The organism is Streptomyces sp. NPDC005799 (assembly GCF_040630525.1).
GTDB classification, from domain to species: Bacteria; Actinomycetota; Actinomycetes; order Streptomycetales; family Streptomycetaceae; genus Streptomyces; species Streptomyces griseorubiginosus_B.
Window position 1 is genome coordinate 35,083 of the sequence record NZ_JBEXXQ010000004.1, and the last position, 17,335, is coordinate 52,417.

Sequence of the window (17,335 nt, forward strand, 5' to 3'; positions counted from 1 at the left end):
CTACTTCACCGCGACCTGCGAGATGTCCAGGACGCCGGTCCAGTCGCTGATCACGACGTTCCTGATGTCCTTTCCGACCAGTCGCTTGTAGACGGGGTGGAACAGCGGCACGGTCAGCGCCTGCTCGCCGATCTTCTTGTCCAGGGCGCCCCACCTCTTGGCGGCGGCTTCAAGATCGGTCAACTTGTTGATCGCGTCAATCTCGGCATTGACCGACTTGTCATTGAGCAGGCCCGTGTTGAAGTTGGCGCCGTCCCTGACGATCTGCCGGCCGTCGAAGATCGGTGCGAGGAAGGGGCCGCCGGAGGGCCAGTCGGCGCCCCAGTGGGCGAGGAAGAACCCGGGCTCGGTCTTCACGCTGTGGACCGTGTCGGAGTAGTCGTTGTCCTCCAGACCCTGCAGCTTGACCGTGATGCCGGCCTTCTTGAGCGCGTCCTGGATCGCGGTCGCGATCTCCGGGCTGGTCTCGAAGTCCTTGGCGTTGGAGTGGGTCAGGGTGACGGTGAGCCCGCCCGGGTAACCGGCCTGCTTCAACAGCTCCTTGGCCTTGGCGGGGTCGCCGGTCGCGCCCGCCGGGAAGAGGTCGTACGGCTCGTAGCCGAAGGACTTCTGGTTCGGCAGGTAGGTGGTCGCGGCCTCGGCGAGGGCGCTGCCGCCGGCCGCGTTGATCACGGACGAACGGTCGATGGCGTACGAGATCGCCTGGCGGACCTTGACGTTGTTGAACGGCTTGACCGTCGGGTTGAACGCTATGTAGTTCGTGTAGCCGAAGTGGCCGGTGCCGACGCGCGACGCGAGTTCCTTGTCGCCCGTGACCTTGGCGAGCTCGGCGGGGCCGAGGTTGGTGTCCGTGGTGACGGCGGCCGCGTCCGTCCCCTGGGACGCCGACAGCCGCTGGTTGATCACGGACGAGTCGAGCCCCGACTTCACATCGACCTTGTCCGGATACGCCTTGCGCTCGGCGTCCGTCGCCGCCGACCAGTAGGTGTTGCGCTCCAGGACGATGTGCTCACCGTTGTTGTCGTTCTCGACGACCTTGTAGGGGCCGGACGAGACGGGGTGCTCGGCGTACTTCGTACCCGTGTCCTTGCTCTGGGGTACGGGCGTGAACTGCGTCTGCGTGGCCAGGTACGGGAACTCGCCCTCGGGCTTGTTCAGATGGAAGACGATGGTCCGCGCGTCCGGCGTCTCGATCGCCGACAGGCCCTTCTTGTCCTTGTACGGGCCCTGGTAGTTGGCGGCGCCGATCAGCCAGTCCCGCAAGTAGGGCGCGCCGCCGGAGAGTTCGGGCGCGAAGGAGCGCTCGATGCCGTACTTGATGTCGGCGGAGGTGATCGGCGTGCCGTCCTCGTACTTGAGGCCCTTCTTCAGGGTGTACGTCCACACGGTCGCGTCCTTGTTGGGGCGCCCGGTGTCGGTGGCGAGGTCGGGGACGACCTTGGCGCCGGCCGCGCCGTTCTCGCGGTTGCGGGTGGTGAGCGTACGGAAGACCAGGGACGGGACGTTTCCGCCGCCGGAGGTGTAGAGGCGGGCGGGGTCGAAGTTCTCCTGGGGGCTGGAGTTCAGCACCGTCAGGGTGCCGCCCTTGTGGGGGGTGGAGTCGCCACCGGAGCCCTTGGCATCGTTGTCCTTCGGCCCGCAGGCGGCGGCGCCCGCCGCCAGGACCAGGCCTACGGATGCCGCGGCCACACGGCGGGCTGTGGGGGACGGATGACGCATTGGATGGACGACCTCTCGAATGGTGAGACGGGTGGACGAGGAGTGAGACGAAAGTGAACAGACGTCTGCCCGGGCGTCAGGTCGTCGGAAAGTGCGTGCCGAAGTCACGGTCGTGAGGAGGTCACGGTCGTGACGCGGTCACGGTGAGGAAGCAGGATCGCGACGCGAACGCCTGGAGGCGGACGTCAGCGACAGTGAATGTCGGCCACGCAGATGGGGGTCACGCCGATGAGCGCCAGTTCGATGGCAGCGCGACGGAGGGCGTGGGGGGTCGACATGCCCAAAAATATGTATGAACTTTCTGCGCATGTCAATGTGACATATGCGGTTGCTGTCAACTCCGGGGATACGGCCAGGGGTTGGGCAGGCAGTGGATCCCGTTGTGGTCCAGGAACTTGGTCTGCTGCTGCATCACGGGCGCGAGCTGGCCGTTCTTGGTGCACTCGACGTGGCTGTAGCCGAGTCGATGACCGACCTCATGGTTGATCAACATCTGACGGTACGCATGGATGTCCGCACCATAGGTCTTCGATCCCTGTGCCCACCTGTACGCGTTGATCATGACGCGTTCGGTGGCGGCGGAGTCGCAGGAGACGTTCTCCTCGCTGGTGTCCAGGTCGGACTTGGCGCACCATTTCGCGGTCGTGCCGGGGCTGGCGAGTGTGATCACGAAGTCGGGTTTGCCGGCGTCGATCCGCTCGAAGGTGCTGGCGCCGTCATGGGCCCAGCTGCGGTCGTCGTTGAGCGTCGCCTGTACCGCCTCGGCGAAGAGCCTGCCGTCCAGTCCGAGGCCCTGTTCGACATCGACCCGGTAGGTGTACTTCTGCCCCTTCCCCGGCGCCTTGTCCACTCCGGGGACCGCGGCGAACTTGCCCGGCCCCCGGAGTGTGGCGCTGAGCGGGTACTTGGTGTCCATGGCCTGCGCGTACGTCAGTGTCGCCGTGCTGGGCGCGGAGGAGGGCGCCGCCGAGCCGGTACCGCCCGAGGTCCGGGCGTCCCGCGCCTGGCCGGTGGCCGACCGCGTGCCTGCGGTGGTGTCGTCGCGGCCGTGCGTGACCTGGCCGGCGACGACGACGGCCAGCACGGTGGTGACGGCGGCAGCCGCGATGCCGGTGAACGTCCGCCCCTTGGATCCCTTCGCCTGCGCGGGCACACCAGTGGGCGGCGCGTCGTCGTCACTGCCGTCGGTGTCGGAAGGGACGCCGACACCGGTGCGGTCCCAGTCGGTGACGGAGCCGTACGGATCGGCGGGGTGCGCGGGGGCGCCGGTACGGGGCGAGAAGACGTCGTCCTCCTCGTCGAAGGCGTCCAGGTAATCCTGCCGGGGCCCGGGCCCACCGGGGGGCGCCTGCCGCTGCCGCGGAATACTCACGCCGGGCCCGGCGGAGAGCCCACGTCCGCCCCCGCCCCGCTCACGCGTCAACTCCCCCCAGCCACCCCCGGGTTCCCGCTGCTGCGGATGCCCACCACGCACTCGTGGAACGCCCTGCACGGGAGTACCGCCGGACACGCGAGGAACACCGCGCGCGGGAGTGCCGTCAGCCGCCCCGGCTCGCCCAACTCCCCCGGGTTCGGCCGCCCGTCCAGCTCGACCGTCGACTCCCCCAGGCCTCGCCGCCCCTCCGCGCCCGGATCCCCCAACGCCGTCCGCCGGCCCGGATGCACCGGAGCCTCCGGCTCGCCGAGGACTCGGCCCGGAGCCGGCCTGTATGTCCCCTGCGTCACCCTTCGCCGCGTCCGTGCGTCCGCGGCGGCTGTGGCGTCCCACGTCGGCCCTCAGCTCCCCGTGCTCTCGGCACCGGATCCGTCACCCGCGACGACCGCGCCTCCGTCGGCGGAACCGTCGGCCTCGGCCGGAGTCGTACCGCCCGTGGCGGAACCGCGGCTGTCGGCGTCGGCGGAAGCCGTGCGCTTCGCGCCGCTCCCCGCCCCGTCACCGGCGGCTGCCACGGTATCCGGGGTTCCGGGGGCATCCGGACGTACCGGCCCAACCGTCACCCCGTCCGGCAACTCGCCCTTGTCCGCGAGGAGTTCGAGGAACGCTCGGGCCACCGTTTCGGGGTACTCCATCATCGCCACGTGGCCCGCCTCCGGCAGGGTCAGCAGGCGGGAGTCGCGGAACGCGCGGGCCGCTCTGCGGGCCATGCGGAAGCCGACCAACTGGTCGCGGCCGCCGTACACGAGCAGCGTCGGCGCGAGGACGCGCTCGGCCTGACGCCACAGCCCGTGCTGGCCGCCCAGCGTGTACGCGTTGACGATCCCGCGCGCGGACCGCGTCATCGCGTCCCAGAAGTACGTCAGCCGCAGCCGCCGCTCCATCTCCTCGACCGCGTTGCGGAAACCTTCCGGCGTCACCCGCCCGGGATCGCCATAGCAGAGCATCAGGACGCCGCGGACCCGCTGCTCCGCCGTCCACTCCTTGGTGTAGCGGGTGAAGAGCCCGGCAACCCCCGGCAGCGCCAGCAGGGCCGTGGGCACGGCGCTGCGCTGGACGAGGAGTTCGGGCAGGGCCGGTGAGACGAGTGTGAGGGTGCGCACGAGGTCGGGCCGCAGCGCCGCGACCCGCGTGGAGACCGCGCCGCCCAGCGAGTTGCCGAACAGATGCACCGGACCGCGCCCGGCCGAGTCGAGGTAACGGATCACCGCGCGCGCGTGCCCGGTGACGGAGTAGTCCCCGTCGTCCGGCGGCGGGGAGTCGCCGAAGCCCGGCAGGTCGACGGCCTCGCCGTCGACGACGCCCTCCAGCTCCTGCATCAGCGCCGACCAGTTCTGCGAGGAACCGCCGAGCCCGTGGACGTACAGCGCGGGCGGCAGCCCCTCGCGCGCGGGGGGCCTCGAACGGATGGTCAGGGTGATCCCCGGCAAGCCAACCGACCTGAGCCGCTCACCCTCGGAGACCCTGACGGGCGCCACCTTCGGGAGCACATTGGACGCCGGTACGGACGGCAGCTCGGTCGAAGACATGCGGCAATGTTACGAGACGATCACGCGGGGACTGCTGTGTTCGCCGTCACAGACGGCCCGGGGCACAACACGGGCACTCCGCATACACACGCCCCGTACACACACCCGCACACCCGATAGCGTCCGCTCCGCGTGTCTCCTAGGCTCATAAAAAGGGCACCCGCGTGTGACCCCTGCTTCTTCCAGCGAGATTCGCGTGGATTCACAGGCGTGGGAAGTAGGAGACGTAGGAAGGGAGCCCACCATGGCCATCGATCCCACCGACCCCGAGACGTTCGAGGACGACGCCGCCGAGACGGCGCCGGAGATCGACGTCGAGGCTCCGGAGAACGACGCGGCGGAGCAGTCCGCCCCGCTCACCCCGGACCGCGACGACCCCCTGGAGGACGTCGACCCCGGCCGGGCGGACGAGGCCGACCTCATCGAACAGCGTCGCGTCGTCTCCATCGACGAGGACGACTACCGCTGACGGGGGACATCGGCGCGCCGGAGGGTGCCGCTGAGCTGGAAAGGGGTCACGCCTTGCCCGCTCTGGACCGGTTTGAAACCTTCTGCGCGGCTTTCGTCGTCGTCCGGTCCGTGAAATTCTGCGCTCTCATCGCGCACACCACGGTTACCGAAAAGTACGATGGCCGCGCGGCGCATACCGCATGTGGACGACATTGGGAGGCGGCGTGACAGCCATCGAGCAGACAGAGGCGGCACGCCCGCGAGGGACGCGCCTGCCGCGCCGTGCCCGACGGAACCAGTTGCTGGGCGCCGCCCAGGAAGTCTTCGTGGCGCAGGGCTACCACGCGGCCGCGATGGACGACATCGCCGAGCGCGCCGGCGTCAGCAAGCCGGTGCTCTACCAGCACTTCCCGGGCAAGCTCGACCTCTACCTGGCTCTTCTGGACCAGCACTGCGAGTCGCTGATCCAGGCGGTACGCGGCGCGCTGGCGTCGACGACCGACAACAAGCAGCGCGTACGGGCGACCATGGACGCCTACTTCGCGTACGTCGAGGACGACGGCGGCGCCTTCCGGCTGGTCTTCGAGTCGGACCTGACCAACGAGCCCGCGGTGCGCGAGCGCGTCGACAAGGTCACGAACGAGTGCGCGGAGGCGATCTGCGAGGTGATCGCCGAGGACACCGGCCTCTCGCGCGCGGAGTCGATGCTGCTGGCCTCCGGTCTCGGCGGCCTCGCCCAGGTCGTGGCCCGCTCCTGGCTGCACAGCGACCGCAGCGTCCCGCGCGACCAGGCGGTGCAGCTGCTGACCTCGCTGGCCTGGCGCGGTATCGCGGGCTTCCCGCTGCACGGCGTCGAACAGCCCCACTGAAGGCAGCGCCGTCCGGAGGCAACGCCCATGAAGGCGGGCCGGGGGACATTTGTTCCCGGTCGCTGTTCGCTCTTGGCGTTCCCGGGCGGAGCGTGCACGTCCCCTCACCGGGCTAATGTGTGCTGGGTACGGCGCGTAAAGGTCGCGCACTTCACTGACCGTCGGAGGGACATAGCCGTGGAGGTCAAGATCGGCGTGCAGCACGCGCCCCGCGAGATCGTTCTGGAGAGCGGTCAGAGTGCCGAGGAGGTCGAGCAGATCGTGGCCGAGGCGCTGGCCGGGAAGTCGCAGCTGCTGACCCTCGTGGACGAGCACGGCCGCAAGGTCCTCGTCCCGGCGGAGCGTCTCGCCTATGTCGAGCTGGGCGAGCCGGCCCCGCGCAAGGTGGGCTTCGGCGCGCTGTAGATAGACAGCTGGGAAGACAGCACGGAAGACGGCACGAAGGGGCCCGGCGACCGACAGGTCGCCGGGCCCTTTTCCTCCACATGCGGAACACAAGTGCCGCACAGAGGAGGATTGCATTCCGCAGGTCACGGGTATGACGGGCTACGACCGTGATGGGCAGTGTGGCCGTGTGGGAGGGACCCCCATGATGTTGTTCGAAGCGCTCGGCTCCGCCCTGCTCGGCCTGGTCCTGGCGTGGGCGGCGGACCGCCGCCTCGGCCATCGCCTGCCGGCCCGTTCCCTGGTCCTCGCGACCGGCGTCGCCGGAGCCCTCTTCGGCGCCTTCGTCACCGACAGCGCCTTCGACCCCGGCAACGTGCTCCTGGTCCTGCTCGGCGCGGCGATCGTCTCGGCGGCCTCCGTGTCGCTGCTCCTGCGCCCGTCGGGGCGACTCCGCCGGCGCCAGGCGCCGGCGTGACACTGCGACAGCGACTCACAAGTCTCAAGAGTTTCAAGGGAGTACGCCCCGAGAGGCGACCCAAGACCCGCCACAAGGGACGCGTCCAGGGACGTCTCCGGGGACATCTCCAGGGACAGCGACCGAAGAGACGTACCCGGGGACGACGACCTGAATGACGTCGGCGGCAACGCCCTTGAGGGGCGCGGGGCCGACGCGGAGCGCTAGGCCGCCAGCCCCAGCGCGGCCATCCGCTTGGTGTGCGCCTCGGTGATCCGCGAGAACATCCGCCCCACCTCGGCGAGATCGAATCCGTCGGCGACCCCGCCCACGAGCATCGTGGACAGCGCGTCGCGGTCGGCGACGACCCGCTGGGACTGGGACAGCGCCTCGCCCATCAACCGCCGCGCCCACAGCGCGAGTCGCCCGCCGACCCGCGGATCGGCGTCGATGGCGGCCCGTACCTTCTCCACCGCGAAGCCCGCGTGGCCCGTGTCGTCCAGCACGGCCAGTACCAGCTCGCGCGTGTCCGAGTCGAGCCTGGCGGCGACCTCCCGGTAGAAGTCACTGGCGATCGAGTCGCCGACGTACGCCTTGACCAGCCCCTCCAGCCAGTCCGACGGCGCGGTCTGCTTGTGGAAGCCGTCCAGCGCGGCGACGAACGGCTCCATCGCGCGCGTCGGCTCCTCCCCGATCTCCGTCAGCCGGTTCCGCAGCCGCTCGAAGTGGTGGAACTCGGCCGACGCCATCTTCGCCAGCTCCGCCTTGTCGGCCAGCGTGGGTGCCAGTTTGGCGTCCTCCGCGAGCCGCTCGAACGCCGCTAGCTCGCCGTACGCGAGCGCGCCGAGCAGGTCGACGACCGCGGCCCGGTACTGCGGGTCCGAGGAGGACCGGTCCCAGTTCTGGGCGGCCACTCCGGTGTGCTCGGCGGGTGCGTCAGAGGTGTTGTCAGGCGTCGTCATGCAGCGCACAATAGTCCGCTCGTCGAGCTGGGGAAGTCCCTGGTCAATCAGTGTGATGACAGCTACGTGACCAAATCGGCCATCGCGTGTGCGTGATTCCGGGGTATGGTGGTAATGCGCCTGCCGAGTACTCGACGGGCCGCACGTATGAGGATGCCCGGTCGGTGGCCCGATCGGCTCCGACCCGACAGCCCTCCACACCGTACGGCACATTGCGTACGGCGCCCGGAGGGACACCCTCAGCGGTACGAGCGCTAGAGCGTCGGCAGTGGTCCCGTGCCCTACGGCAAGCCCGTAAGGCAGCCGACGTCCCCCGGCACGGTCCGTCAAAGACCCCCGCGCTCGCCTCGCACCGCGCCACACAGAAGAGGCAGCACCCTGACTACGACGTTCAGAGATCTCGGAATCCTTCCCGAGACCGCCGAGGCCCTCGAGGCCGTCGGCATCATCAACCCCTTCCCCATCCAGGAGATGACCCTCCCCGTCGCCCTCTCCGGCACGGACGTCATCGGCCAGGCCAAGACCGGCACCGGAAAGACGCTGGGCTTCGGCCTCCCGCTCCTCGAGCGCGTCACCGTCCCCGCGGACGTGGAGGCGGGCCGCGCGAAGCCCGAGGACCTCACCGACGCCCCGCAGGCGCTCGTCGTCGTCCCCACGCGCGAGCTGTGCACGCAGGTCACCAACGACCTGCTGACCGCGGGCAAGGTGCGCAACGTACGCGTCCTCGCCATCTACGGCGGCCGGGCCTACGAGCCCCAGGTCGAGGCCCTGAGGCAGGGCATCGACGTGGTCGTCGGCACGCCCGGTCGTCTCCTCGACCTGGCGGGCCAGAAGAAGCTCAACCTGAAGCACGTGAAGTGCCTGGTCCTGGACGAGGCCGACGAGATGCTCGACCTGGGCTTCCTGCCCGACGTCGAGAAGATCATCGACATGCTGCCGGTCAAGCGGCAGACCATGCTGTTCTCGGCGACCATGCCGGGCGCGGTCATCGGTCTCGCCCGCCGCTACATGTCGCAGCCCACGCACATCCGCGCCACCGCGCCGGATGACGAGGGCGCGACCGTCGCGAACACCGCGCAGCACGTGTACCGCGCGCACAACATGGACAAGCCCGAGATGGTCGCGCGCATCCTGCAGGCCGAGGGCCGCGGGCTGGCGATGATCTTCTGCCGTACGAAGCGTACGGCGGCCGATCTCGCCGACCAGCTCAAGCAGCGCGGTTTCGCCGCCGGCGCGGTCCACGGCGACCTCGGCCAGGGCGCCCGCGAGCAGGCGCTGCGCGCCTTCCGCAACGGCAAGGTGGACGTCCTCGTCTGCACCGACGTCGCCGCGCGCGGCATCGACGTCGAGGGTGTCACGCACGTCGTCAACTACCAGTCGCCGGAGGAGGAGAAGACCTACCTCCACCGCATCGGCCGCACCGGCCGCGCCGGCAACAAGGGCATCGCGATCACGCTGGTCGACTGGGACGACATCCCGCGCTGGCAGCTGATCAACAAGGCGCTGGAGCTGGGCTTCAACGACCCGCCGGAGACGTACTCCACCTCCCCGCACCTCTTCGAGGAGCTGAACATCCCCGCGGGCACCAAGGGTGTCCTGCCGCGCGCCGAGCGCACGCGCGCGGGGCTGGACGCGGAGGAGCTGGAGGACCTGGGCGAGACCGGCGGCCGCGGTGGACGCGGGCGCGGTGGCCGGGGCGACCGCAACGGCCGGTCCGACTCCCGCACCGAGGACCAGGAGCGCTCGCCCCGCACCCCGCGTCGTCGTCGCCGCACGCGCGGCGGCTCCCCGACGGACGGTACGGCAGCCCCGGCGCCCGCGTCCGAGGTCACGGCTGGTGAGGAGGCGACGGCCACCCGCACGCCGCGTCGCCGTCGCCGCACCCGGGCGGGCGCCTCGTCCGAGCAGGTGACGCCGGTGAGCTCCGCGGAGACCGCCGTCGAGACGGCCGAGGGCCCGACCCCGGACGCCGAAACCGCAGCCGCCGCCAAGCCGAGCCGCCGACGCACCCGCAGGTCAGCGGACCTGACGACGACTTCGCAGCCACCGGCAACGACGGAGACACCGGCCGTCGTGGAGACGCCGGTCGCCACCGAGGCTCCGGTGGTCACGCCGGCTCCGGTCGCTGAGGAAGCCGCCGAGTCCGAGGCCGCCGCACGCCCGCGCCGCCGTACCCGCAAGACGACGGCGGCCGCGGAGACCGCCGCCGACACGGCGGAGGGCACGGAGACCAAGCCCCGCACGCGCACCCGCAAGACGGCAGCAGCCGCCGCGGAAGCCGCTGTGGACACCACTGAGGCCACGGAGCCCAAGCCGCGCCGCACGCGCAAGGCGACGGCCCCGGCCGAAGCCGCGGTCGACACGGCCGAGGGTACGGAAGCCAAGCCGCGCCACACTCGCAAGGCCGCTGAGCCCACCGTGGCCGTCGAGGCCCCGGATGCGACCGAGGCCAAGCCGCGCCGTACCCGTAAGACCGCCGCAGCGTCCGAAGCCGCGGTCGACACGGCCGAGGGTACGGAAGCCAAGCCGCGCCGCACCCGCAAGGCGACGGCCACCGCGGAGACCGCCGCCGACACGGCGCAGGGCACGGAGACCAAGCCCCGCACGCGCACCCGCAAGACGGCAGCAGCCGCCGCGGAAGCGGCTGTGGACACCGCCGAGGCCACCGAGGCCAAGCCGCGCCGCACGCGGAAGACCGCGGCCACCGCGACGGCCGAGGAATCCGCCGTGGCCTCGCCGCGCCGGACCCGCAAGTCCGCAGCGACCGCCGAAGCCGCGGTCGACACCGCCGAGGGCGCTGAGGCCAAGCCGAGGACGCGTCGTACGCGGAAGACGGCCGAGGCGGCACCCGCCGGCACCGGCGAGGTCGCTGCGGAGGCCACCGAGGCGAAGCCCCGCCGCACCCGGAAGACGGCCGCGACCGCCGAAGCCGCGGTGGACACGGCCGAGGGTACGGAGGCCAAGCCGCGCCGCACGCGCAAGAGCGCGGCCGGCGCGACAGCGGAGGAATCCGCCGTGGCCTCGCCGCGCCGGACCCGCAAGACGGCCGTCGCCATTCCGGCACAGGCCGCCGACGAGCCGGACGCCACTCCGCGCCGTCGTACGCGCAAGGCCACGGCAGCCGCCGAGGTCGCGGACGGTACGGCCGAGGCCGCGCCGAAGGCGCGTCGGACCCGGAAGGCGGTCGCCGCGACGGAGTCCACGGACGCCTGACGCGGTAGCCGCACGCACAGCCCGGACGGCCCGGTCCCACCCCAGGTGGGCCGGGCCGTCGGCGTACGCCGTGGCACCCGGGGGGAAGGTGGCAGGCGCAGGCACCCGTCACGTGGATGCCGCCCCGGCCGACGCCCTGACGGCACGCGAGGAGGCAAGACCACCTTGATGCGCCGGGCGGGTGGGCATGGGGGTGGCTTGTGCGGCGGAGGGCCGGAAGGACGGCGTGCGATGGCCGAGCGCACACACCGCCCCCTCTCGCCCACCCCCACCCCCGAAACCTCCACCCGGTACCCTCGCCCCCATGAGCCGACCGCCGACCTTCGTCCCGCCTCCAGGAGCCCGCGTTCACACGATCGGTACCGCGCGCGGGGAGTTCGCGGCTGTGGAGTCGGTCGTGGGGGGCGGTGTGGAAGCGAAGGGGACCGCGCTGATGCTGCCCGGGTTCACCGGCAGCAAGGAGGACTTCAACCCCCTGCACGCGCACCTCACGGCCCGCGGTTACCGGGTCGTCGCCCTGGACGGACGCGGGCAGTACGAGTCCGACGGGCCGGAGCTGGATGAGTCCGCCTACACACAGGCGGAGTTGGCGAGGGACGTCCTCGCGCAGGCGGAAGCCGTCGGCGCACCGGTGCATCTCGTCGGGCACTCCCTCGGCGGCCAGATCGCCCGTGCCGCCGTCCTGCTCGACCACTCCCCCTTCCTCTCGCTCACCCTCATGGCCTCCGGCCCCGCCCAGATCTCCGTCCCCCAGCAGCAGCGCGTCAAGCTGCTCCAGGACGCGCTCGCCGTGATGACGATGGCCGAGGTGTGGGAGGCGATCCAGGCCATGGAGCCGCCCGAGGACACCGACGCCGGGGATCTCGACGAGGGGCTGGCCGACCGGGAGGACCTGCGGCGCCGCTGGCTGGGCAACAAGCCGGCCCAACTCCTCGCCACGGGACGCCAGTTGTGCGTCGAGCCGGACCGGGTGGCCGAACTCGCCGCCGTACCGCTGCCCTTCCACGTCCTGTCGGGCTCGCGCGACGACACCTGGCCGGTGCCGCTGCTGGACGACATGGCACTGCGGCTGGGCGCCCACCGCACGGTCGTCCAGGGCGCCGAACACTCCCCCAACACCGACAACCCCCTGGAAACGGCGCGTGCCTTCGCCGACTTCTGGGACCGCACCCGGAGCGAGGGCTGACCAGGAAAGTGCAGTCCGCTGCCGGACCAGCGACCGCCCCATGACCTCGCCGCAGCAGAACGACGGCACACAGCGGCGCCTGCGGCGGAGCGTTCAGTACTGCGTCTGCACGTGCTCCCAGAACCCGTCCCGCAGCGCCCGTCGCAGATCCGACTGGCCGCGCAGGGAGTACTGCAGCAGGCCCTCCGCCTCCACCAGCAGGTCCTGGTCCACCGAGCCCGGAAGGTACGGATGCCCGGGCAGCAGCTCGACCAGTGACTCGCGTCCTCGCGCCGCCAGCCACTTCGCCGCGATCTGCGCGCCGACGAAGCGGACGTCCTCCCGGGTGGGCCGGGCGGCGCCGGCCTCGTAGCCGGGGGTGGTGCGCCGGGCGACGTACGGCTTGAAGAAGTCGAGGTCGAAGGTGCGCTGGCTGTCCACCTCCCAGAGGAGGGGCTCCGCCTGGTTGCGGCCCTCTGGGGCCTCGATGCCCCAGAGGTGGACCCGGGCGCCGTACCCCTGGGCCGCCTCGACCGCCGAGACCAGGTCCTCGTCGCCGCCGAGCAGGGCCGCGTCGCTGATGGCGCGGTGGCGGGCGAGCGACTCGAGGTCGCTGCGGATGAGCGAGTCGACGCCCTTCTGCTGGTTGTTGGCGTTCAGGTTGCCCAACCGGACCTTGACGTCCGGGAGTTCGGCGATCGACTGCTGCTCGGCGGTGTGGATACGGCGTCTCGCGCCGTCGTACCAGTACACCCGCAGCAGTCTGCTGTCCGCGAAGATGGTGCGGGCCCGGTCGATGAGCGCCTCGATCAGGCCCTCCGCGTCCAGATCGAAGGCGCGCCGGTCCTCCGTGCCCGCCACGAGCCGCCCCGCGGCCGCGTAGAGGTACCCGGCGTCGACGAAGATCGCATGGGTCGAGGGCGTCTTGGCCACCTCGGCGAGCATGCGCTGGAGCAGCTCGTTCGTGCGGTCGATGCGGGCGCTGAGGGCCGGGAGGTCGTCGTTCATCGTCTCCATTGTCCCGGCGGTCACGCTGCGAACACAACCGGTCCCGGTCAGTCTCATTCACACATCTCGCACACCTCTTACCGGTCAGTAATTAGCCGTTCGAAAAATTTCTTTAGCGTAGGGAATGTTTGTAACACGCAGGCCGTTGACTCCATCAGAACCACGAGACGAAGGGAGAGGCCATGCGCTTCGAAATCATGCGACTCGACGAGGTCGACGGGACGCCCGTGGACAGCACTGTCGTGGACGCCGCCTCCGTCAACCGGATCGTGCAGCAGGCCGCCGCCATCGGGCAGCGCCTGTGGATCCGACCGGCCGAGAACACGGCCGCGTAACCGACACAGACGCGGATCACCGCTGAAGCTTCAGAGCCCCCGTACGGCACCGATGCCGTACGGGGGCTCTGCGCTTGCGGGCTCAGCTCGTCCGGATCACCTGGGTGACGCCGTTGATGATCTGCTGCACGGCGATCGCCGAGAGCATCATGCCGGCGAGCCGGGTCACCAGGACGACACCTCCGTCCTTGATGATCCGGATGATCAGCAGCGAGTAGCGCATCACCAGCCACAGCACCACATGGATGGCGAGGATCGCGCACCACACCGACACCTGCGTGGCCATGCTGTCGGCCTTCTGCACGGCGAGGATGACGGACACGATCGCGCCGGGGCCGGCCAGCAGCGGCATGCCCAGCGGTACGAGGGCCACGTTGACGTCCTTGGTCTGCTTCGGCTCGTCGGTCTTGCCGGTGAGCAGGTCGAGGGCGATCAGCAGGAGCAGCAGCCCGCCCGCGATCATCAGCGCGGGCACGGAGACGTGCAGGTAGTCGAGGATCTGGTGTCCCAGGAGACCGAAGACGGTGATCACACCGCACGCCACGCACACGGCCTGGAAGGCCATCCGCTTCTGCACCTTGCCAGGGCGTCCGGCGGTGAGGGCGAGGAAGATCGGGGTGATCCCGGGGGGATCCATGATGACGAACAGGGTGAGGAAGAGGGAGCCGAAAACGGCAGCGTCGAACATGAGGGCCTTGCGGGAGGAGAGGTGAACGGGGTGGCGTTGGCGGGTGTCAGGCTCCGCCGGTCCCCGGCACCGGGAACGCCCCGGTCGCCCGGCGCGTGATCTCGCCGTACACCTCGGGGTCCGTGGTGTACTCCCCCAGCACGCAGGTCTTGCGGCTGCCGTGGTAGTCGCTGGACCCGGTGGTCAGCAGTCCCAGTTCCCTGGCCAGTCCCCGCAGCCGCGCCCGGGTCTCCGGGTCATGGTCCATGTGGTCGACCTCGATGCCGTCGAGCCCGGCGGCGGCCATCTCGGCGATCGCCCGCTCCGGCACGGTCCGGCCGCGCTTGCCGGCGCCCGGATGCGCGAACACCGTCACCCCGCCGGCCGCCTTGACCAGCCGGATCGCCTCGAACGGGTCCGTCTCGTGCTTCGGCACGTAGGCCCGTCCGCCGTCGGCCAGCCAGTCGGCGGTGAACGCCTCGTCCACGCTCCGCACGACGCCCAGCTCGACCAGCGCGGTGGCGACATGCGGCCGGCCGACCGACCCGTCCCCGGCGATCCGTGCCACCTGTTCCCAGGTGACCGGCACGCCCAGATCCCGCAGCTGCTCGACCATCGCGCGCGCCCGCGGCACCCGGTCGTCGCGCACCAGCTCGCGCTCGGCGAGCAGCTCCGGCTCCTCGGGGTCGAAGAGGTAGGCGAGCATGTGCATCGAGATGCCGTCGATACGGCAGGAAAGCTCGGCGCCGGTGACGAGGGTCAGCCCGGCGGGCAGCGCGGCGATCGCCTCGGCGTACCCGCGGGTGGTGTCGTGGTCGGTCAGCGCGACGACGTCCAGCCCGGCCGCGGCGGCGGCACGGACCAGCTCGGCGGGGGTGTCCGTACCGTCGGAAGCGGTGGAGTGGCAGTGCAGATCAACACGCACGACGCGAACTCCAGGCGATGGCGAAACGGAACGGGACGCTCAAGAATACGACACGCTCCAGCCACGCCAGGAGCGCGGGGAACTGCGCGACCGACCCGGGACGAGCCGCAGCCGCCCATGAGACAGCACCCTTGTCCCTCCGTGGGCGCCACGGCTCCATCCCCGAGGGCTACGGTTCCAGCAAGCGCGGCGACAACGCCCCGCAGGGAACGAGCTCGAGTTCCGCCCCCGCCTCGCGCAGATCCGTCAGCACCAGCTCGTCGTACATCAGCAGCCCGGACTGCTCGGGCCAGACCACGGCCCACAGCCACAGCCCGCGCGCCTCGCCGGCGAAGACCGCGCGGTCGTCGGGGGTGGCGGCGACATGCCAGAGGGGGGTGGGGCGGCCGCCCGCCAGGACCTTGGCCTGGGGTGGCTTCTCGACGCTCATGTACGGCCCCGGGTCCGGGCCGGCGATGCCCGCGTACCGCGCGCCGAGACCGACGCCCAGTTCCTCGGCGACCAGGATCAGCTCCCCTATCCCCCCGAGCGGTCCCGGCCCCGAGCAGGCCACCGCGGTGGCGCGGCCGCCGTGCCGGTCGTCGCCGGCGCAGGCCACGCCCGTGAACAGCCAGCCGACGGGGAGGGGCCACGGCATCCACACGGGCACCTGAGTGCGGTGCACCACGACGCTGAGGGCCTCGACGCTGGGCGGGACCACGGGCTGCACCGGGTGCACGGTGCCGTGCTCATCGCACTGCCACGAATCGGCGAAGAGTCCGGGAGCCCTGACCCGGCCACCACACTTCGGGCAACTGGGTTCGCCCCTCATAGGGCCCCACGGTCCTACCCCGGCACCCTCACGTCAAGGACGATCACCCGACCGGACCGAACCCTCACCTGATTCCGTACCGGCCCAACTAGATGCCACTTGCATCAATTAGCCGCCCTAACTTACTATGTGTATATAGCAACTAAATCGACCCGGAGTGGAGGACGCATGGACGACCCCTTCGACGCGGGAGCGGGCGGCATCCTGCGGCAGCCGAAGGCCGTGTGGGCGACGGCCGGCGCGTCCGTCGTGGCTTTCATGGGCATCGGACTCGTCGACCCGATCCTGCCGTCCATCGCCAAGGGCCTGAACGCCACCGCCAGCCAGGTCTCCCTGCTCTTCACCTCGTACTTCCTGATCACGGCCGTGGCGATGCTGGTCACCGGCTTCGTCTCGAGCCGGATCGGCGGGCGCAGGACGCTGCTGCTCGGCCTCGCCTTCGTCGTCGTCTTCGCGGGCCTGGCCGGCACCTCGGACTCGGTCGGCGAACTCGTCGGCTTCCGCGCGGGCTGGGGCCTGGGCAACGCCCTGTTCGTCTCGACGGCCCTCGCGGTCATCGTCGGCGCGGCGGCGGGCGGCAGCGCGGCGGCGATCCTGCTGTACGAGTCGGCCCTGGGCCTCGGCATGGCCTGCGGCCCGCTGCCGGGCGCGGTGCTCGGAGACCAGAGCTGGCGCTACCCGTTCTTCGGCACGGCCTTCCTGATGGCGGTCGGCTTCCTGTGCATCACGGCGTTCCTGAAGGAGCAGCCGAAGCCCGCGCGGAAGACCTCGCTGCTCGACCCGGTCAAGGCGCTCGGGCACGGGGGCCTCGCCTCCGCCGCCGTCTCGGCGTTCTTCTACAACTACACGTTCTTCACCGTGCTGGCCTTCACGCCGTTCGTGCTGAACATGACGCCCTACAAGTCGGGTGCCGTGTTCTTCTGCTGGGGCGTGCTGCTCGCCGTCTTCTCGGTGATCGTGGCGCCGCGCCTGCAGAAGCGGTTCGGTTCACTGAAGCTGCTCGGCGGCTCGCTGGTGCTGCTCGCGGTCGACGTGCTCGTCCTCGGCTACGGCGACCACACCACGGCGGTCGTCTGCACCGTCCTGTCCGGCGCGTTCATCGGCGTGAACAACACGGTGTACACGGAACTGGCCCTCGGCGTCTCGGACGCCCCGCGCCCGGTGGCGAGCGCCGGCTAGAACTTCGTGCGCTGGTTCGCGGCGGCCGCGGCGCCCTACTTCGCGCCGAAGATCGAGGAGTGGACCGACATCCACATCCCGTTCGTGGTGGCCGCGATCACCGCCGCGGTGGGCGCGCTGGTGGTCCTGGTACGCCGGAACGCGCTCACCCACGAAGCGGAGGAACTGGAGAGTGAGCACTCGTCCGAGGACGGTGTCACCGTCTTTGCCAACTGACGGAATCCGGC

16 protein-coding genes and 1 pseudogene are annotated in these 17,335 nt (G+C 70.7%); 8 read left to right on the forward strand and 9 right to left on the reverse strand.

The window, feature by feature from the left end; all coding sequences use genetic code 11:
• The 4 genes from ABZ453_RS05505 to ABZ453_RS05520 all read right to left on the reverse strand — a co-directional run bounded on the left by ABZ453_RS05505 (position 1) and on the right by ABZ453_RS05520 (position 4,683).
• Positions 1–1,719: an ABC transporter substrate-binding protein gene (locus ABZ453_RS05505; RefSeq protein WP_359011823.1), complete on the reverse strand. Its 1,719-nt coding sequence runs from the start codon at positions 1,717–1,719 to the stop codon at positions 1–3.
• A 185-nt stretch (positions 1,720–1,904) separates the two neighbouring features.
• On the reverse strand, positions 1,905–1,997 hold the full coding sequence (locus ABZ453_RS05510; protein WP_358594159.1) for an Ms4533A family Cys-rich leader peptide: 93 nt from the start codon (positions 1,995–1,997) through the stop codon (positions 1,905–1,907).
• Positions 1,998–2,053: 56 nt separating this feature from the next.
• Positions 2,054–3,487 carry a DUF3152 domain-containing protein gene (locus ABZ453_RS05515; protein ID WP_359011825.1) on the reverse strand — a complete coding sequence of 478 codons (1,434 nt, stop codon included), beginning with the start codon at positions 3,485–3,487 and terminating at the stop codon, positions 2,054–2,056.
• An 8-nt stretch (positions 3,488–3,495) separates the two neighbouring features.
• Positions 3,496–4,683 (reverse strand): alpha/beta hydrolase, encoded by a 1,188-nt coding sequence (locus ABZ453_RS05520; RefSeq protein WP_359011827.1) that lies wholly within the window; start codon positions 4,681–4,683, stop codon positions 3,496–3,498.
• Positions 4,684–4,927: 244 nt separating this feature from the next.
• Here ABZ453_RS05520 and ABZ453_RS05525 point away from each other — a divergent pair, with 244 nt between their 5' ends.
• The 4 genes from ABZ453_RS05525 to ABZ453_RS05540 all read left to right on the forward strand — a co-directional run bounded on the left by ABZ453_RS05525 (position 4,928) and on the right by ABZ453_RS05540 (position 6,864).
• Positions 4,928–5,152 (forward strand): hypothetical protein, encoded by a 225-nt coding sequence (locus ABZ453_RS05525; RefSeq protein WP_359011829.1) that lies wholly within the window; start codon positions 4,928–4,930, stop codon positions 5,150–5,152.
• Between the two features lie 205 nt (positions 5,153–5,357).
• Positions 5,358–6,002, forward strand: a complete 645-nt coding sequence (locus ABZ453_RS05530; protein WP_359011831.1) for a TetR/AcrR family transcriptional regulator — start codon at positions 5,358–5,360, stop codon at positions 6,000–6,002.
• Positions 6,003–6,179: 177 nt separating this feature from the next.
• Positions 6,180–6,407, forward strand: coding sequence for a DUF3107 domain-containing protein (locus ABZ453_RS05535; RefSeq protein WP_133044496.1), 228 nt, complete (start codon positions 6,180–6,182; stop codon positions 6,405–6,407).
• 184 nt (positions 6,408–6,591) lie between these two features.
• The gene (locus ABZ453_RS05540; protein WP_208779906.1) at positions 6,592–6,864 is read left to right on the forward strand and encodes a hypothetical protein; all 273 of its coding nucleotides are present in this window, start codon (positions 6,592–6,594) and stop codon (positions 6,862–6,864) included.
• A gap of 203 nt (positions 6,865–7,067) precedes the next feature.
• Here the strand turns inward: ABZ453_RS05540 and ABZ453_RS05545 are convergent, their stop codons facing one another.
• Positions 7,068–7,805, reverse strand: a complete 738-nt coding sequence (locus ABZ453_RS05545; RefSeq protein ID WP_207929807.1) for a ferritin-like domain-containing protein — start codon at positions 7,803–7,805, stop codon at positions 7,068–7,070.
• Positions 7,806–8,276: 471 nt separating this feature from the next.
• Between ABZ453_RS05545 and ABZ453_RS05550 the strand changes: the two genes are divergently transcribed.
• Complete coding sequence (locus tag ABZ453_RS05550) at positions 8,277–11,018, forward strand: DEAD/DEAH box helicase (protein WP_359011834.1); 2,742 nt, start codon at positions 8,277–8,279, stop codon at positions 11,016–11,018.
• 304 nt (positions 11,019–11,322) lie between these two features.
• Positions 11,323–12,204: an alpha/beta hydrolase gene (locus ABZ453_RS05555; protein ID WP_359011836.1), complete on the forward strand. Its 882-nt coding sequence runs from the start codon at positions 11,323–11,325 to the stop codon at positions 12,202–12,204.
• 93 nt (positions 12,205–12,297) lie between these two features.
• Here the strand turns inward: ABZ453_RS05555 and ABZ453_RS05560 are convergent, their stop codons facing one another.
• On the reverse strand, positions 12,298–13,191 hold the full coding sequence (locus ABZ453_RS05560; protein WP_359011838.1) for an NYN domain-containing protein: 894 nt from the start codon (positions 13,189–13,191) through the stop codon (positions 12,298–12,300).
• Positions 13,192–13,373: 182 nt separating this feature from the next.
• On the opposite strand from ABZ453_RS05560, the gene ABZ453_RS05565 reads away from it, so the two are divergent.
• On the forward strand, positions 13,374–13,526 hold the full coding sequence (locus ABZ453_RS05565) for a hypothetical protein (RefSeq protein ID WP_133044490.1): 153 nt from the start codon (positions 13,374–13,376) through the stop codon (positions 13,524–13,526).
• A gap of 82 nt (positions 13,527–13,608) precedes the next feature.
• Here the strand turns inward: ABZ453_RS05565 and ABZ453_RS05570 are convergent, their stop codons facing one another.
• The 3 genes from ABZ453_RS05570 to ABZ453_RS05580 all read right to left on the reverse strand — a co-directional run bounded on the left by ABZ453_RS05570 (position 13,609) and on the right by ABZ453_RS05580 (position 15,929).
• A complete protein-coding gene (locus ABZ453_RS05570) occupies positions 13,609–14,214 on the reverse strand; it encodes a MarC family protein (protein ID WP_359011841.1) in 606 nt (201 codons plus the stop codon).
• 46 nt (positions 14,215–14,260) lie between these two features.
• Complete coding sequence (locus ABZ453_RS05575; RefSeq protein WP_359011843.1) at positions 14,261–15,118, reverse strand: PHP domain-containing protein; 858 nt, start codon at positions 15,116–15,118, stop codon at positions 14,261–14,263.
• Positions 15,119–15,287: 169 nt separating this feature from the next.
• Entirely contained in the window at positions 15,288–15,929 is a 642-nt protein-coding gene (locus ABZ453_RS05580) for a DUF6758 family protein (RefSeq protein WP_133044487.1), read from the reverse strand.
• A 168-nt stretch (positions 15,930–16,097) separates the two neighbouring features.
• Between ABZ453_RS05580 and ABZ453_RS05585 the strand changes: the two are divergent.
• A pseudogene (locus ABZ453_RS05585) lies at positions 16,098–17,324 on the forward strand (MFS transporter).
• The last annotated feature ends 11 nt before the right edge of the window (positions 17,325–17,335 follow it).

Coding starts and splice junctions, on each gene's coding strand:
- ABZ453_RS05505 (WP_359011823.1), bottom strand. CDS start 1,719: ATGCGTCATCCGTCCCCCACAGCCCGCCGTGTGGCCGCGGCATCCGTA.
- ABZ453_RS05510 (WP_358594159.1), bottom strand. CDS start 1,997: ATGTCGACCCCCCACGCCCTCCGTCGCGCTGCCATCGAACTGGCGCTC.
- ABZ453_RS05520 (WP_359011827.1), bottom strand. CDS start 4,683: ATGTCTTCGACCGAGCTGCCGTCCGTACCGGCGTCCAATGTGCTCCCG.
- ABZ453_RS05525 (WP_359011829.1), top strand. CDS start 4,928: ATGGCCATCGATCCCACCGACCCCGAGACGTTCGAGGACGACGCCGCC.
- ABZ453_RS05540 (WP_208779906.1), top strand. CDS start 6,592: ATGATGTTGTTCGAAGCGCTCGGCTCCGCCCTGCTCGGCCTGGTCCTG.
- ABZ453_RS05545 (WP_207929807.1), bottom strand. CDS start 7,805: ATGACGACGCCTGACAACACCTCTGACGCACCCGCCGAGCACACCGGA.
- ABZ453_RS05550 (WP_359011834.1), top strand. CDS start 8,277: ATGACCCTCCCCGTCGCCCTCTCCGGCACGGACGTCATCGGCCAGGCC.
- ABZ453_RS05555 (WP_359011836.1), top strand. CDS start 11,323: ATGAGCCGACCGCCGACCTTCGTCCCGCCTCCAGGAGCCCGCGTTCAC.
- ABZ453_RS05560 (WP_359011838.1), bottom strand. CDS start 13,191: ATGAACGACGACCTCCCGGCCCTCAGCGCCCGCATCGACCGCACGAAC.
- ABZ453_RS05565 (WP_133044490.1), top strand. CDS start 13,374: ATGCGCTTCGAAATCATGCGACTCGACGAGGTCGACGGGACGCCCGTG.
- ABZ453_RS05570 (WP_359011841.1), bottom strand. CDS start 14,214: ATGTTCGACGCTGCCGTTTTCGGCTCCCTCTTCCTCACCCTGTTCGTC.
- ABZ453_RS05580 (WP_133044487.1), bottom strand. CDS start 15,929: ATGAGGGGCGAACCCAGTTGCCCGAAGTGTGGTGGCCGGGTCAGGGCT.